The sequence below is a fragment of the Pseudomonas sp. JDS08PS003 genome, from assembly GCF_045013505.1.
Lineage (GTDB): Bacteria > Pseudomonadota > Gammaproteobacteria > Pseudomonadales > Pseudomonadaceae > Aquipseudomonas > Aquipseudomonas protegens_B.
In genome coordinates, this window is record NZ_CP120724.1 from 241066 (window position 1) to 257226 (window position 16161).

1 protein-coding gene is annotated in these 16161 nt (G+C 62.9%); it reads right to left on the bottom strand.

The features are described 5' to 3' along the window. Nucleotides 1–148: 148 nt before the first annotated feature. On the bottom strand, nt 149–16102 hold the full coding sequence (locus P7C00_RS01160; protein ID WP_404938002.1) for a LapA family giant adhesin: 15954 nt from the start codon (nt 16100–16102) through the stop codon (nt 149–151). Nucleotides 16103–16161 lie beyond the last annotated feature (59 nt).

Sequence of the window (16161 nt, forward strand, 5' to 3'; positions counted from 1 at the left end):
GGCTTTTTTTTCGGCATCCGGCTGTCAGCAGCATAGGCCAGCGCAGCATTCAGAGCGCGAGTATGCGGTGCGCCGCGACAATCGTCACGGCGCAGGCTGTTTGCCAGGACCCGGCAACCACCCGCCAGGGGGGGCTGCCAGGAGCCGATCAGCTGTTGTTGTGATCGATCTTGATGGTCGGGTCGCTGCCGGCGATCAACGAATTGATGTTGGCGTTGGACCAGTTGTTGCCTTCCAGCTTGATCGTCACGTCGGCGTTGGCCAGGCCCCCGGCGGCGTTGAGCTTGCCTTCGGAACTGACCTGCAGGGTCGAGACCCCGTCCACGGTGGTGATCTTGAGGAAGTTGTCGATGGTGCTGGCGCTCTCGCCCTGCAGCAGATCCCGCAGGTCGATACGGTCACCTTCGCTGGCCTTGAAGTCCTTGATCACGTCGTTGCCGGTATCGCCGGCTTTCCAGACGAAGGTATCGGCCCCCGATCCGCCGATCAGGATGTCGTTGCCCTGGCCGCCGATCAGGGTGTCGTTGCCGGTGCCCCCCAGCAGGATGTCATTGCCCTTGCCGCCGTCCAGCGTGTCGTTGCCGCCCTGGCCGAAGAGAATGTCATTGCCGGCGCCGCCCAGCAGGGTGTCGTTGCCGTCGTGGCTGCCGGACACATCGAACTCGGTGTAGTGCTCGGTGATGTACTGGTGCACGTTGCTGGTGGTGACCTTGCTCACATCGACCCCGCTCTGCTTGGCCACGTAGGCCTGCATGGCCTGGTAACCCTCGCCGGCGATGCCGTTGAAGCTCACCAGGTCGCCGAACAGGATGTCGTTGCCGTCGCCGCCGCTGACCTTGTCGGCCCCCGGCATGGTGGCTTCGGTGTGACCGATGATCGAGTTGGCCAGGTCGGCCGGGTCGATGTTGGTCTGCGGCTTGCCGTCGCTGTCGTAGGGCTTGAGGTCGTTGAGACTGACACCACTGTTGATACCGATGGCTTCGACGTTCGACAGGCCGCTGAGCAGGGCAAAGCCGCTGCTGGAGTTGGTGGAGGTGTAGTAATCGGTGCTGCTGCCGGAGCCGGCCAGGTTCGACAGCTCGTAGGTGCCGTCACCCTGGGCGTGCAGGGTGCCCAGGGTCTTGCTGCTCCAGCCCCAGCCATTGTTGGTCTGCAGGATCGTCGTGCCATCGCTGGCGACGCTCAGGTAGTGTGAGTTGTCGAGGTACTTGCCGAAGGTATCCCCCAGCTTGTAGTTGCTGGTGGTCACCACATCGTCGAGGCGCACGTTGCCGTACAGCGTCGGGTTGGTCTGCTCGCCGCTCTGGTAGTAGGTCGGCTTACCGTCGGTAATGAAGTACGTCAGGTTGGTGGCGTTGCTGTTGCCGGTGGCCTGGCTGCTCTGGAAGAAGTTGGCCGTGGCCTTGAACACGTCTTCATAGTTGGTGCCGCCGCCGGAAGCCATCGAATCCAGCACGGCCTTGAGCTGGGCCAGGGCGTTCGGGTCGTTGAGGTTCACCGACACCGACTTGTTGACCTGGGTATCGAAGTCGGCAAGGAAGATGTTCACGGTGCCCGAGCCGGCGCTGCCGATACTGTTCTTCAGGGTATTGAAGACCGAGGTCAGGGAGTTCTTGGCCGCGGTGATCGAGGCGCTGCTCATACTGCCCGAGGTGTCCACCATGAAGGCAATGTTGTAGTTGGTGCCCGGGACCACGGTCAGGCCGCCGATGTCGGCGACCACGATGTCGTTGCCGTCGGTACCGGTGACGGTATCGTCGCCGGAGGTAGCGACCACCGCGTTGTAGGTTGCCGGGTAGACCTTGACCGGGATCTGCGCCGAAGTGCTGGCAGAACCGCCCAGGGACTCGGTGGAGGTCGAGGTCACGTTGAGGTTGAACGTGCCGTTGTAGTAAGGCGGCGGGGTGACCGTCAGGTTGCCCAGGTTCCAGCCGGTGACATTGGCTTCGCCGGAGGTCGCGGTGGCGGTGAAGGTATGCCCGGCGCCATCGCTGAGGACCGAACCGGCAGGAATGCCGCTGATCTTCACGCTCAGGGTTTCCGAGCCGTCGGTATCGGTCAGGCCGGTGCTGATCTTCGCCAGATGCACGCTGCCGCCTTCGCCGCCTTCGTTGAGCTTGTAACCGTCGTAGTAACCCTCACCGTTGGTGCCGTGCAGGTCGGATACCGAAACCCCGGCGTTGGTCAGGTCGGTGACGCCGGTGTACAGCGGCACGCCGGCGTTGCTCAGGTCTACCGCGGCGCCGCCATTGACCGAGAGGTTGACGTCGTAAGCGCCCGGACCACTCTGGTTATGGTGGTAGATGTCGATGGTGTAGTAGCCGCTGGTGGTCGGGGTGAAGGTACCGTTGAGGTTACCGCCCGCGCCCCAGGTGGTGCTGGCCACGTTCTTGCCACCGATGGTCACCAGCAGGCTGTCGTCGCCGGTGCCGGAGAAGGTGTAGGCCTTGCCGGCTTCCAGGTAGATCAGGCCGGAGGTCTTCGATGCGGTGCCCGGGGTGATGTTGCCGTCGGACTGGACGTTGGTCGCCAGGCTGCTGCTGTTAGGCGTGCCGGCAGCATCAATGACCGATTTCAGAGTGCTGGCGGACGCGCCGCTGCCGTCGGTGCCCAGGCCGCTGAGGCCGGTCCAGACTTCCTTGAGCAGACCGACCGAGTTCACATTGTTGCCCGCCACGCTCAGGGTCGGGGCATCGGCCACTGGGGTAATGTCGACCGTGACCGTACCGGTGCTGCCCAGGGCCTGGCCATCGGTTGGCTGGAACTTGATCTGGGCGTAATCCGCCTGCTGGTTGCCTACGCCGCTGCCGCCGTAGCCATTGGTGCCGGATTCATTGGCGTCCGGCGTGAAGCGCAGTTTGCCGGCATCGATATCGGCCTTGCTGAAGGTCTGGTTGTTGGCCACGTCCTTCCAGGTCGAACCGTCCAGGTACTGCAGTTTGCCTTCACCCGGTAGTTGGGTGATTTTCACCCCGAGGTTGGCCGCCGGGCTGTCGACGTCGCTGACGCCGAAGTTGGACCAGGTCAGGGCCAGCGGCGTGTCTTCGGTACCGGTGACAGCGCCGCCGGTGGCGGTTGGGGCATCGTTCACCGCCACCACATTGACCGTGGTGGTGGCGACGTTGGAGTAGTTGCCGCCGTCGGTCACGGTCACGGTGATGGTCCGTGGCGTGGTGCTCGGGTCTTCACTGTTGTTGGTGAAGGTGATGTTCTTGATCTGCTGCATGTAGTCGGCCAGCGTCGCGTTGCCCGACAGGGTCAGGGTGATCGAACCGTCCTTGCTGTTGGCATTGATGTTGATGCCGTTGACGCTGTTGCCCAGGTTCAGCGAGTCCCCCGGCTGACGGTTGGTCAGCACGATGGTGGCGCCGGTGAGCAGGGTGCTGTCCGGATCGGTGATGCTCAGGTCGGTGTCGGCGATCGACACGCCAGGGCCTGCGGTGCCTTCGGTGAAGGTGACCTTGTAGTCGGCTCCGGTGGCGCCGCTGGAGTTGTTGGCATCCAGGTCGATGACCGGTGGCGCATCGTTGTCGATGATCGAGGTGGTGACGGTATTGTTGCTGCCCACCACCAGATTCTCGAAGTTGCCGCCGGTGGCCGAGTCGATCTTGACCGTGAAGTTTTCCGTGCCTTCGGTGATCTTGTCGTCAAGGGTGGCGACGTTGAAGGTGGCGCTGCTGGCGCCGGCCGGGATCTTCACGGTGTACACGCCGCTGAAGTCCGAGCCGTCGGTGGCGGTGCCGCTGTAGCTGATCTTCAGGGTGACTTCGGTTTGCGCCGGGTGGGTCAGGCTCACGGTGTAGCTGGCGGTCTGGCCTTCGGTGACCGAGGTGCTGCCGCTGATGCCCACCGAGGTGGTATCGACAGTATCGGTGACGTTGGTCACGGCTGGCGTGGTGTCTGGTACCAGCTTCTCGAAGTTGCCGCCGGTGGCGCCGGTAATGGACGCATTGACCTTGCCGGCGTCGATGTAGACGTCATCTGCCGGTGCCGGGACGGTGACCGTGCCGGTGGTTTTACCGGCTTCGATATGGATCACCGCACCGTTGTTCAGGGTCACGGTAACCGGCGAGCCGGCAGCATTGCTCAGGGTTGCGGTGTAGACGATGGAGCCGCCTTCGGCCACGGTGCCGGTGGCACTGAGGCTGACGCTGGTGGTGTCGACGGTGTCGGTCACGGTGGTGCTGACTGGGGTCTTGTCGGCCACGAGATTTTCGTAGTTGCCGCCGCTGACGTTGGTGATGGAGTTGGTCAGTGGAGTGTGACCGACCAGAACGTCGTTAGGCGCGCTGATGCTCACCGAACCGGTGGTTTCGCCGACCGGGATGGTGATTTTCTCGCCATTGGCCAGGTTCACGGTGACGGGCGAACCGGTCACTGGAGCGCTAACGGTGGCGGTGTAAGTGACGTTGCCACCCTCGGCAGCCGAAGGCGTGGCCTTCAGCGTGACGGTGGAGTTGTCGATGGTGTCGGTGACATCGGTCACGGCTGGCGTGGTGTTCGGCACCAGCTTCTCGAAGTTGCCACCTTCGGCCTTGGTGATAGTGGCCTCGACCTTGCCGGCGTCTTTGTAGACATCGTCGGCTGGTGCGGGGACGGTCACGTTGCCAGTGGTTTTACCGGCCTCGATATGGATCACGGCACCGTTGCTCAGAGTCACGGTGACCGGAGTGCCAGGCGCGTTGGTCAGGGTGGCGGTGTAGATAATCGAACCGCCCTCGGCCACGGTGCCGGTGGCACTGAGGCTGACGCTGGTGGTGTCGACGGTGTCGGTCACGGTGGTGCTGACCGGGGTCTTGTCGGCCACGAGATTTTCGTAGTTGCCGCCGCTGACGTTGGTGATGGAGTTGGTCAGCGGAGTGTGGCCGACCAGAACGTCGTTAGGCGCGCTGATGCTCACCGAACCGGTGGTTTCGCCGACCGGGATGGTGATCTTCTCGCCATTGGCCAGGTTCACGGTGACAGGCGAACCGGTCACTGGAGCGCTAACGGTGGCGGTGTAAGTGACGTTGCCACCTTCGGCAGCCGAAGGCGTGGCCTTCAGCGTGACGGTGGAGTTGTCGATGGTGTCGGTGACATCGGTCACGGCTGGCGTGGTGTTCGGCACCAGCTTCTCGAAGTTGCCGCCTTCGGCCTTGGTGATGGTGGCCTCGACCTTGCCTGCATCCTTGTAAACATCATCGGTTGGCGCCGCGACGGTGGCGGTACCAGTAGTCGCACCTGCGGCGATGGTGATTACTGCACCATTGCTCAAGGTCACGGTGACCGGAGTGCCTGCAGCATTGCTCAGTGTGGCGGTGTAAACGATGGAACCACCCTCGGCCACGGTGCCGGTGGCACTGAGGCTGACACTGGTGGTGTCGACGGTGTCGGTCACGGTGGTGCTGACCGGGGTCTTGTCGGCCACGAGATTTTCGTAGTTGCCGCCGCTGACGTTGGTGATGGAGTTGGTCAGTGGAGTGTGACCGACCAATACGTCGTTCGGTGCGCTGATGCTCACCGAACCGGTGGTTTCGCCGACCGGGATGGTGATTTTCTCGCCATTGGCCAGGTTCACGGTGACAGGCGAACCGGTCACTGGAGCACTAACGGTGGCAGTGTAAGTGACGTTGCCACCCTCGGCAGCCGAAGGCGTGGCCTTCAGCGTGACGGTGGAGTTGTCGATGGTGTCAGTCACATCGGTCACGGCTGGCGTGGTGTTCGGCACCAGCTTCTCGAAGTTGCCACCTTCGGCCTTGGTGATGGTGGCCTCGACCTTGCCGGCGTCTTTGTAGACATCGTCGGCTGGTGCGGGGACGGTCACGGTGCCAGTGGTTTTACCGGCCTCGATATGGATCACGGCACCGTTGCTCAGAGTCACGGTGACCGGAGTGCCGGCCGCGTTGGTCAGGGTCGCGGTGTAGGTGATCTGGCCACCCTCAGCCACGGTACCGGTGGCACTGAGGCTGAGATTGGTGGTGTCGACGGTGTCGGTGACCGAGGTCTGGGCCGGTTTGTCGCTGATAGCCAGTTTTTCGTAGTTGCCGCCATCGGCCCTGGTAATGGTGGTGCTCAGAGAACTGCCACCGGCCAGAGCGTCGTTCGGCGCCGTGAAATTGACCGAAGCCTGGCTTTCACCGACTGGGATGGTGATGGTCTGACCGTTCGACAGGGTCACTACTACTGGCGAGCCAGTCACCGGCGCGGTGACCGATGCGGTGTACACCACGGTTCCACCTTCGGCCACGCTTGGCGTGGCGGTCAGGCTCACCGTCGACGTATCGATAGTATCGGTGACATCAGTCACGGCTGGAGCCGGGTTGGTGACCAGGTGCTCGAAATTGCCGCCGTCAGCTTTGGTGATGGAGGCTTCGACCTTGCCGGCGTCCTTATAAACATCATCGGCCGGGGCGGCGACAGTCGCGGTGCTGGAAGTGGCGCCTGCGGCGATGGTGATCACTGCGCCATTGCTCAACGTCACGGTGACCGGAGTCCCGGCCGCATTGCTCAGTGTTGCGGTGTAGACAATGGAGCCGCCTTCAGCCACGGAATCGGTAGCGGTCAGGCTCAGCGTCGTTGTATCCGGCGTATCGGTAACCGTGGTTTCAGCCGGTTTGTCACTGATATCCAACTTCTCGTAATTGCCACCGTCGGTCTTGGTGATGGTGGTGCTCAGGGAGCTACCGCCAGCCAAGGCATCGTTCGGTGCGGTGAAATTCACGCTGCCGGAGGACTCGCCCACCGGGATGGTGATGGTCTGGCCGTTGGACAGGGTGACCACGACCGGCGAGCCAGTCACTGGCGCGGTGACCGATGCGGTGTACACCACGATGCCGCCTTCGGCCACGCTTGGCGTAGCAGTCAGTGAAACGGTGCTGGTGTCGATGGTATCGGTGACATCAGTCACGGCAGGCGCTGGATTGGTCACCAGGTTCTCGAAATTGCCGCCATCCGCTTTGGTGATGGTGGCTTCGACTTTGCCGGCGTCTTTGTAGACGTCGTCGGCTGGTGCCGCAACAGTGGCGGTGCCAGTGGTGGCACCGGCTGCGATGGTGATCACCGCACCGTTAGACAGGGTTACGGTAACCGGTGTGCCAGCTGCATTGGTCAGGGTGGCGGTGTAAACGATGGAACCACCTTCGGCCACGGAGTCGGTTGCACTCAGGCTCAGGGTGGTGGTGTCCGGGGTATCGGTGACCGAGGTCTCAGCGGGTTTATCGCTGACCTCCAGTTTTTCGTAGTTGCCACCGTCCGCTTTGGTGATGGTGGTGCTCAGGGAACTGCCGCCAGCCAGGGCGTCATTCGGTGCAGTGAAGTTCACGCTGCCGGAAGATTCGCCCACCGGAATGGTGATGGTTTGACCGTTGGAGAGAGTGACCACAACCGGGGAGCCGGTCACCGGCGCGGTTACCGACGCGGTGTAAACCACGGTGCCACCTTCAGCCACGCTTGGCGTAGCGGTCAGCGAAACGGTGCTGGTGTCGATGGTATCGGTGACATCAGTCACGGCAGGCGCTGGATTGGTCACCAGGTTCTCGAAATTGCCGCCGTCCGCTTTAGTGATGGTGGCTTCGACTTTTCCGGCGTCTTTGTAGACGTCGTCGGCTGGTGCGGCAACGGTGGCGGTGCCGGACGTGGCGCCCGCAGCGATGGTGATCACCGCGCCGTTGCTCAGGGTTACGGTAACCGGTGTGCCAGCGGCATTGGTCAAGGTGGCGGTGTAGACAATGGAGCCGCCTTCAGCCACGGAATCGGTAGCGGTCAGGCTCAGCGTCGTTGTATCCGGCGTATCGGTAACCGTGGTTTCAGCCGGTTTATCGCTGATCTCCAGCTTCTCGTAATTGCCACCGTCGGCCTTGGTAATGGTGGTGCTCAGGGAGCTGCCGCCAGCCAGGGCATCATTGGGCGCGGTGAAGTTCACGGTGGCGGAAGACTCGCCCACCGGAATGGTGATGGTCTGGCCGTTGGACAGGGTCACCACGACCGGCGAGCCGGTGACCGGCGCCGAAACCGACGCGGTGTACACCACGGTGCCGCCTTCGGCGACGCTCGGGGTCGCGGTCAGGCTGACGGTCGATGTATCGATGGTGTCAGTGACATCGGTCACCGCTGGAGCTGGGTTAGTGACCAGGTTCTCGAAGTTGCCGCCATCCGCTTTAGTGATAGTGGCTTCGACCTTGCCCGCGTCCTTGTACACGTCATCGGCAGGCGCAGGCACTGTGGCGGTGCCGGACGTGGCGCCGGCCGCGATGGTGATGACTGCACCGTTGGACAGCGTGACCGTGACCGGTGTGCCAGCGGCATTGGTCAGGGTGGCGGTGTAAACGATGGAACCGCCTTCGGCCACGGAATCGGTGGCCGTCAGGCTCAGAGTGGTTGTATCCGGCGTATCGGTAACGCTGGTTTCAGCGGGTTTATCGCTGATGTCCAGCTTCTCGTAGTTGCCACCATCAGCCTTGGTGATGGTGGTGCTCAAGGAGCTGCCACCGGCCAGAGCGTCGTTCGGCGCGGTGAAATTGACCGAAGCCTGGCTTTCACCGACCGGGATGGTGATGGTCTGGCCGTTGGACAGGGTGACCACAACCGGGGAGCCGGTGACAGGTGCCGATACCGAAGCGGTGTACACCACAGTGCCGCCTTCAGCGACGCTTGGGGTAGCGGTCAGGCTGACGGTGGACGTGTCGATGGTGTCAGTGACATCGGTGACGGCTGGAGCTGGGTTGGTTACCAACTGCTCGAAGTTGCCGCCATCCGCTTTAGTGATAGTGGCTTCGACCTTGCCCGCGTCCTTGTACACGTCATCGGCAGGCGCAGGCACTGTGGCGGTGCCGGACGTGGCGCCAGCCGCGATGGTGATGACTGCACCGTTGGACAGCGTGACCGTGACCGGTGTGCCTGCGGCATTGCTCAGGGTGGCGGTGTAGACAATGGAGCCGCCTTCGGCCACCGAGTCAGTGGCCGAGAGGCTCAGCGTCGTGGTGTCCGGAGTGTCGGTGACAGCGGTCTCGGCCGGCTTGTCATTGATCTCCAGTTTTTCGTAGTTACCGCCATCGGCCTTGGTGATGGTGGTGCTCAGGGAGCTGCCGCCAGCCAGGGCATCATTGGGCGCAGTGAAGTTCACGGTGGCGGAAGACTCGCCCACTGGAATGGTGATGGTTTGCCCATTGGACAGGGTCACCACAACCGGCGAGCCGGTCACCGGCGCGGACACCGATGCGGTGTACACCACGGTGCCGCCTTCAGCGACGCTCGGCGTTGCGGTGAGGGACACAGTGCTGGTGTCGATGGTATCGGTGACATCAGTCACAGCAGGCGCTGGATTGGTCACCAGGTTCTCGAAATTGCCGCCGTCCGCTTTAGTGATGGTGGCTTCGACTTTTCCGGCGTCTTTGTAGACGTCGTCGGCTGGTGCGGCAACGGTGGCGGTGCCGGACGTGGCGCCCGCAGCGATGGTGATCACCGCGCCATTGCTCAGGGTCACGGTGACCGGGGTGCCTGCGGCATTGGTCAGGGTAGCGGTGTAGACAATGGAGCCGCCTTCGGCCACGGAGTCGGTGGCCGACAGGCTCAGGGTGGTGGTGTCTGGGGTGTCGGTTACTGTGGTTTCAGCGGGCTTGTCGCTGATCTCCAGCTTCTCGTAGTTACCGCCGTCAGCCTTGGTGATGGTGGTGCTCAGAGAGCTGCCACCGGCCAGGGCATCGTTGGGCGCGGTGAAATTGACCGAAGCCTGGCTTTCGCCGACCGGGATGGTGATGGTCTGACCGTTGGACAGGGTCACCACGACTGGCGAGCCGGTCACCGGCGCCGACACCGACGCGGTATACACCACGGTGCCGCCTTCGGCCACGCTCGGCGTGGCAGTCAGGTTCACCGTCGAGGTATCGATGGTGTCGGTGACATCGGTGACGGCTGGCGCTGGGTTGGTCTCCAGGTTTTCGAAGTTGCCACCGTCAGCCTTGCTGATGGTGACTTCGACCTTGCCCGCATCCTTGTACACGTCGTCAGCCGGTGCGGCGACGGTGGCTGTACCCGAGGTAGCGCCCGCGGCGATGGTGATGACGGCACCGTTGGACAGGGTCACAGTGACCGGAGTGCCTGCGGCATTGGTCAGGGTAGCGGTGTAGACAATGGAGCCGCCCTCGGCCACGGACTCGGTGGCCGACAGGCTCAGGGTGGTGGTGTCCGGCGTATCGGTAACACTGGTCTCAGCGGGTTTGTCGTTGATGTCCAGCTTTTCGTAGTTGCCACCGTCCGCTTTGGTGATGGTGGTACTCAGGGAGCTACCGCCAGCCAGGGCGTCATTCGGTGCAGTGAAGTTCACGCTGCCGGAAGATTCGCCCACCGGAATGGTGATGGTCTGGCCGTTGGATAGGGTGACCACAACCGGAGAGCCGGTAACCGGAGCGGTGACCGATGCGGTGTACACCACGGTGCCGCCTTCAGCGACGCTTGGCGTAGCAGTCAGTGAAACGGTGCTGGTGTCGATGGTATCGGTGACATCAGTCACCGCTGGAGCTGGGTTGGTGACCAGGTTTTCGAAGTTGCCACCGTCCGTTTTGGTGATGGTGGCTTCGACTTTGCCGGCGTCTTTGTAGACGTCGTCGGCTGGCGCCGCAACAGTGGCGGTGCCGGTCGTGGCGCCAGCGGCGATGGTGATCACAGCACCGTTGCTCAGGGTCACGGTCACCGGAGTTCCGGCAGCGTTGGTCAGAGTGGCGGTGTAGACGATAGAGCCGCCCTCGGCCACAGACTCAGTGGCCGTCAGGCTCAGAGTCGTTGTATCCGGAGTATCGGTAACGCTGGTTTCAGCGGGTTTATCGCTGATTTCCAGTTTTTCGTAGTTACCGCCATCGGTCTTGGTGATGGTGGTGCTCAGAGAGCTACCGCCAGCCAGGGCGTCATTCGGTGCAGTGAAGTTCACGGTGGCGGAAGACTCGCCCACCGGAATGGTGATGGTCTGGCCGTTGGACAGGGTGACCACAACCGGGGAGCCGGTCACCGGCGCGGACACCGATGCGGTGTACACCACGGTGCCGCCTTCAGCGACGCTCGGCGTTGCGGTGAGGGACACAGTGCTGGTGTCGATGGTATCGGTGACATCAGTCACAGCAGGCGCTGGATTGGTCACCAGGTTCTCGAAATTGCCGCCGTCCGCTTTAGTGATGGTGGCTTCGACTTTTCCGGCGTCTTTGTAGACGTCGTCGGCTGGTGCGGCAACGGTGGCGGTGCCGGACGTGGCGCCCGCAGCGATGGTGATCACCGCGCCATTGCTCAGGGTCACGGTGACCGGGGTGCCTGCGGCATTGGTCAGGGTCGCGGTGTAGACAATGGAGCCGCCTTCGGCCACGGAGTCGGTGGCCGACAGGCTCAGGGTGGTGGTGTCTGGGGTGTCGGTTACTGTGGTTTCAGCGGGCTTGTCGCTGATCTCCAGCTTCTCGTAGTTACCGCCGTCAGCCTTGGTGATGGTGGTGCTCAGAGAGCTGCCACCGGCCAGGGCATCGTTGGGCGCGGTGAAATTGACCGAAGCCTGGCTTTCGCCGACCGGGATGGTGATGGTCTGACCGTTGGACAGGGTCACCACGACTGGCGAGCCGGTCACCGGCGCCGACACCGACGCGGTGTACACCACGGTGCCGCCTTCGGCCACGCTCGGCGTGGCAGTCAGGTTCACCGTCGAGGTATCGATGGTGTCGGTGACATCGGTGACGGCTGGCGCTGGGTTGGTCTCCAGGTTTTCGAAGTTGCCACCGTCAGCCTTGCTGATGGTGACTTCGACCTTGCCCGCATCCTTGTACACGTCGTCAGCCGGTGCGGCGACGGTGGCTGTACCCGAGGTAGCGCCCGCGGCGATGGTGATGACGGCACCGTTGGACAGGGTCACGGTGACTGGCGTGCCCGCAGCATTGGTCAGTGTGGCGGTGTAGACAATGGAGCCGCCCTCGGCCACGGAGTCGGTGGCCGACAGGCTCAGCGTCGTTGTGTCTGGAGTGTCGGTGACAGCGGTCTCGGCCGGCTTGTCATTGATCTCCAGTTTTTCGTAGTTGCCACCCTCGGTCTTGGTGATGGTGGTACTCAGGGAGCTACCGCCAGCCAAGGCATCGTTCGGCGCGGTGAAGTTCACCGAAGCCTGGCTTTCGCCAACCGGGATAGTGATGGTCTGACCGTTGGACAGGGTCACCACGACCGGCGAGCCGGTAACCGGAGCCGTAACCGACGCGGTGTACACCACTGTGCCGCCTTCGGCGACGCTCGGAGTGGCAGTCAGGCTGACGGTGGAAGTATCGATGGTGTCGGTGACATCAGTCACAGCCGGAGCTGGGTTGGTGACCAGGTTCTCGAAGTTGCCGCCATCCGCTTTGGTGATGGTGACTTCAACCTTACCGGCATCTTTGTAGACGTCATCGGCTGGTGCCGCGACGGTGGCGGTGCCAGTTGTGGCGCCTGCGGCAATGGTGATCACCGCGCCATTGCTCAGGGTCACGGTGACCGGAGTACCGGCAGCGTTGGTCAGGGTCGCGGTGTAAACAATCGAACCGCCTTCTGCCACGGTATCGGTAGCAGTCACGCTGAGGGTGGTGGTGTCCGGTGTGTCGGTGACCGAGGTTTCAGCTGGCTTGTCGTTGATCTCCAGCTTCTCGTAGTTGCCGCCGTCAGCCTTGGTGATGGTGGTGCTTAAGGAGCTGCCACCGGCCAGGGCATCGTTGGGTGCGGTGAAGTTCACGGTAGCGGACGATTCGCCCACCGGGATGGTGATGGTCTGGCCATTGGACAGCGTTACTACGACCGGGGAGCCAGTTACTGGGGCGGACACCGAGGCTGTGTACACCACGATGCCGCCTTCGGCGACGCTTGGGGTCGCGGTTAACGAAACGGTGCTGGTATCGATAGTGTCAGTGACATCAGTCACGGCTGGAGCTGGATTGGTGACCAAGTTTTCGAAGTTGCCGCCATCCGCTTTGGTGATGGTGACTTCAACCTTACCGGCATCTTTGTAGACGTCATCGGCTGGCGCCGCAACAGTGGCGATGCCAGTCGTGGCGCCAGCGGCGATGGTGATCACAGCACCGTTGCTCAGGGTCACGGTGACCGGAGTACCGGCAGCGTTGGTCAGGGTCGCGGTGTAAACAATCGAACCGCCTTCAGCCACGGTATCGGTAGCAGTCACGCTGAGGGTGGTGGTGTCCGGTGTGTCGGTGACCGAGGTTTCAGCTGGCTTGTCGTTGATCTCCAGCTTCTCGTAGTTACCACCGTCAGCCTTGGTGATGGTGGTGCTCAAGGAGCTACCGCCAGCCAGGGCATCGTTCGGCGCGGTGAAGTTCACCGAAGCCTGGCTTTCGCCAACCGGAATAGTGATGGTCTGGCCGTTGGACAGGGTCACCACAACCGGCGAGTCGGTAACCGGAGCCGTAACCGACGCGGTGTACACCACTGTGCCGCCTTCGGCGACGCTCGGAGTGGCAGTCAGGCTGACGGTGGAAGTGTCGATGGTGTCGGTGACATCAGTCACAGCCGGAGCTGGGTTGGTGACCAGGTTCTCGAAGTTGCCGCCATCCGCTTTGGTGATGGTGACTTCAACCTTACCGGCATCTTTGTAGACGTCATCGGCTGGCGCCGCAACAGTGGCGGTGCCAGTCGTGGCGCCAGCGGCAATGGTGATCACCGCGCCGTTGCTCAGGGTCACGGTCACCGGAGTTCCGGCAGCGTTGCTCAGGGTCGCGGTGTAAACAATCGAACCGCCTTCTGCCACGGTATCGGTAGCAGTCACGCTGAGGGTGGTGGTGTCCGGTGTGTCGGTGACCGAGGTTTCAGCTGGCTTGTCGTTGATCTCCAGCTTCTCGTAGTTGCCGCCGTCAGCCTTGGTGATGGTGGTGCTCAAGGAGCTACCGCCAGCCAGGGCATCGTTCGGCGCGGTGAAGTTCACCGAAGCCTGGCTTTCGCCAACCGGGATAGTGATGGTCTGTCCGTTGGACAAGGTCACCACAACCGGGGAGCCGGTCACTGGCGCGGTGACCGATGCGGTGTACACCACGGTGCCGCCTTCAGCCACGCTCGGGGTCGCGGTCAGGCTGACAGTCGACGTATCGATAGTGTCAGTGACATCAGTCACTGCTGGAGCCGGGTTGGTTTCCAGGTTCTCGAAGTTGCCGCCATCGGTCTTGGTGATGGTGACCTCGACCTTGCCGGCGTCCTTGTACACATCGTCGGCCGGGGCCGCGACGGTGGCGGTGCCGGTGGTGGCACCAGCAGCGATAGTGATGACAGCACCGTTGCTCAGGGTCACGGTGACCGGAGTCCCGGCAGCGTTGGTCAGCGTAGCGGTGTAAACGATGGACCCGCCTTCTGCTACCGAGTCAGTAGCACTCAGGCTCAGAGTAGTGGTGTCCGGGGTATCGGTAACCGAGGTTTCAGCTGGCTTGTCGTTGATCTCCAGCTTCTCGTAGTTACCACCGTCAGCTTTGGTGATGTTGGTGCTCAGAGAGCTACCGCCAGCCAAGGCATCGTTCGGCGCGGTGAAGTTCACCGTGGCGGAAGACTCGCCCACTGGAATAGTGATGGTCTGGCCGTTGGACAGGGTGACCACGACCGGCGAACCGGTAACCGGAGCCGTAACCGAGGCGGTGTAAACCACGGTTCCACCTTCGGCGACGCTCGGAGTGGCAGTCAGGCTGACGGTGGAAGTGTCGATAGTGTCGGTGACGTCAGTGACGGCAGGGGCTGGATTGGTGACCAGGTTTTCGAAGTTGCCGCCATCGGTCTTGGTGATGGTGACTTCGACCTTGCCCGCGTCCTTATAGACGTCATCAGCCGGGGCCGCGACGGTGGCGGTGCCGGAAGTGGTGCCAGCAGCGATGGTAATCACCGCGCCGTTGCTCAGGGTGACGGTCAGCGCAGTCCCGGCAGGATTGGTCAGGGTCGCGGTGTAGACGATGGAGCCGCCTTCGGCCACGGTGCCGGTGGCCGACAGGCTCAGGCCGGTATCGTCAATGGTGTCGGTGACTGTAGTCACGGCCTTGTCGGTGCTGGGCACCAGGCTCTCGAAGTTGCCGCCCTCAGCCTTGGTGATGCCGACCTCGAGGGTGCTGCCGTTCTTGTAGACATCGTTGGCCGGGGCCGCGACGTCGATCGAGCCGCTGGACTTGCCCGCTTCGATGGTGATGACCGAACCGTTGGACAGGGTAATGGTCACCGGCGTCTGCGCCGGGTTGGTCAGGGTGGCGGTGTAGGTGATCTGTCCGCCTTCGGTGACGTTGGCATCGGCTGTCAGGGTGACGGTGGTGGTGTCGATAGTGTCGGTGACCAGGGTCACCGCCGGGGTCGGGTTGACGGTCACCAGCAGGCCGCCGCCGCCAGCAGTGCCGGTCACGCTAACGCTGATCTGGCCGGGGTCGATATAGACGTTGTCATGGGGCGCCAGAGGGACCTGCACGCTGCCAGTGGTTTGGCCGGCGCCGATCACGATGACCGCGCCATTGGACAGGGTGACGGTCAGGTCGGTCAGCGGTGCCTGGGTCAGAGTGGCGGTATACACCAGCACACCACCGGCTTCGGTGATGGTCGGGGTGGCGCCCAGGGTCAGGGTCGCCGGGCGCAGCGAATCACTGCCACTGCCGTTGCCATTGGCCAGGCCATTATTGTTGGTCAGCCCGCCAATGGTGTTGTCCTGGGCCGAATTGGCCAGCCCCAGGCCGGCGGTCGGGAAGCCGATGGTCGGGTCCACCCGGCCTGCAGTTTCCTCAAGCTGGACGAAGCTGTGGCCGCCCCCGGCAGCACCACCCGTACCTGCTGCGGACGGGCCGGCAGCGGTGGCTTCCAGGTCGGTGGTCGGGTCGACACCGGCGGCAATGGCCTGCTGCAGTTCAGCCACCGAGGGCGCGGCTTGCGCGCTGGCCTGGGCCAGGTCGGTGCTGGAGTCCGGGGCGGCACCGCTCCATTGAGTGTCGCGGCCAAGGTCGAGGGTACGCCCGTCGGTCAACTCCAGAGTGACGGCACCCGCCGGGCCGGTATCCACCTGGTCACCCACGAACAGGCGGTCGCCTTCGATGAGTACGCGCCGGATTCCTTCCGGGGAAACTACGAAAACCTGACCGACAATGCTTTTGACGATGGCAACAACACTGCTCATTGGGGACTCTCCGGTGTACCGCTCAGTTGACATCCATGTACCGGCTTGGGCGCGGGCCG

Coding starts and splice junctions, on each gene's coding strand:
- P7C00_RS01160 (WP_404938002.1), bottom strand. CDS start 16,102: ATGAGCAGTGTTGTTGCCATCGTCAAAAGCATTGTCGGTCAGGTTTTC.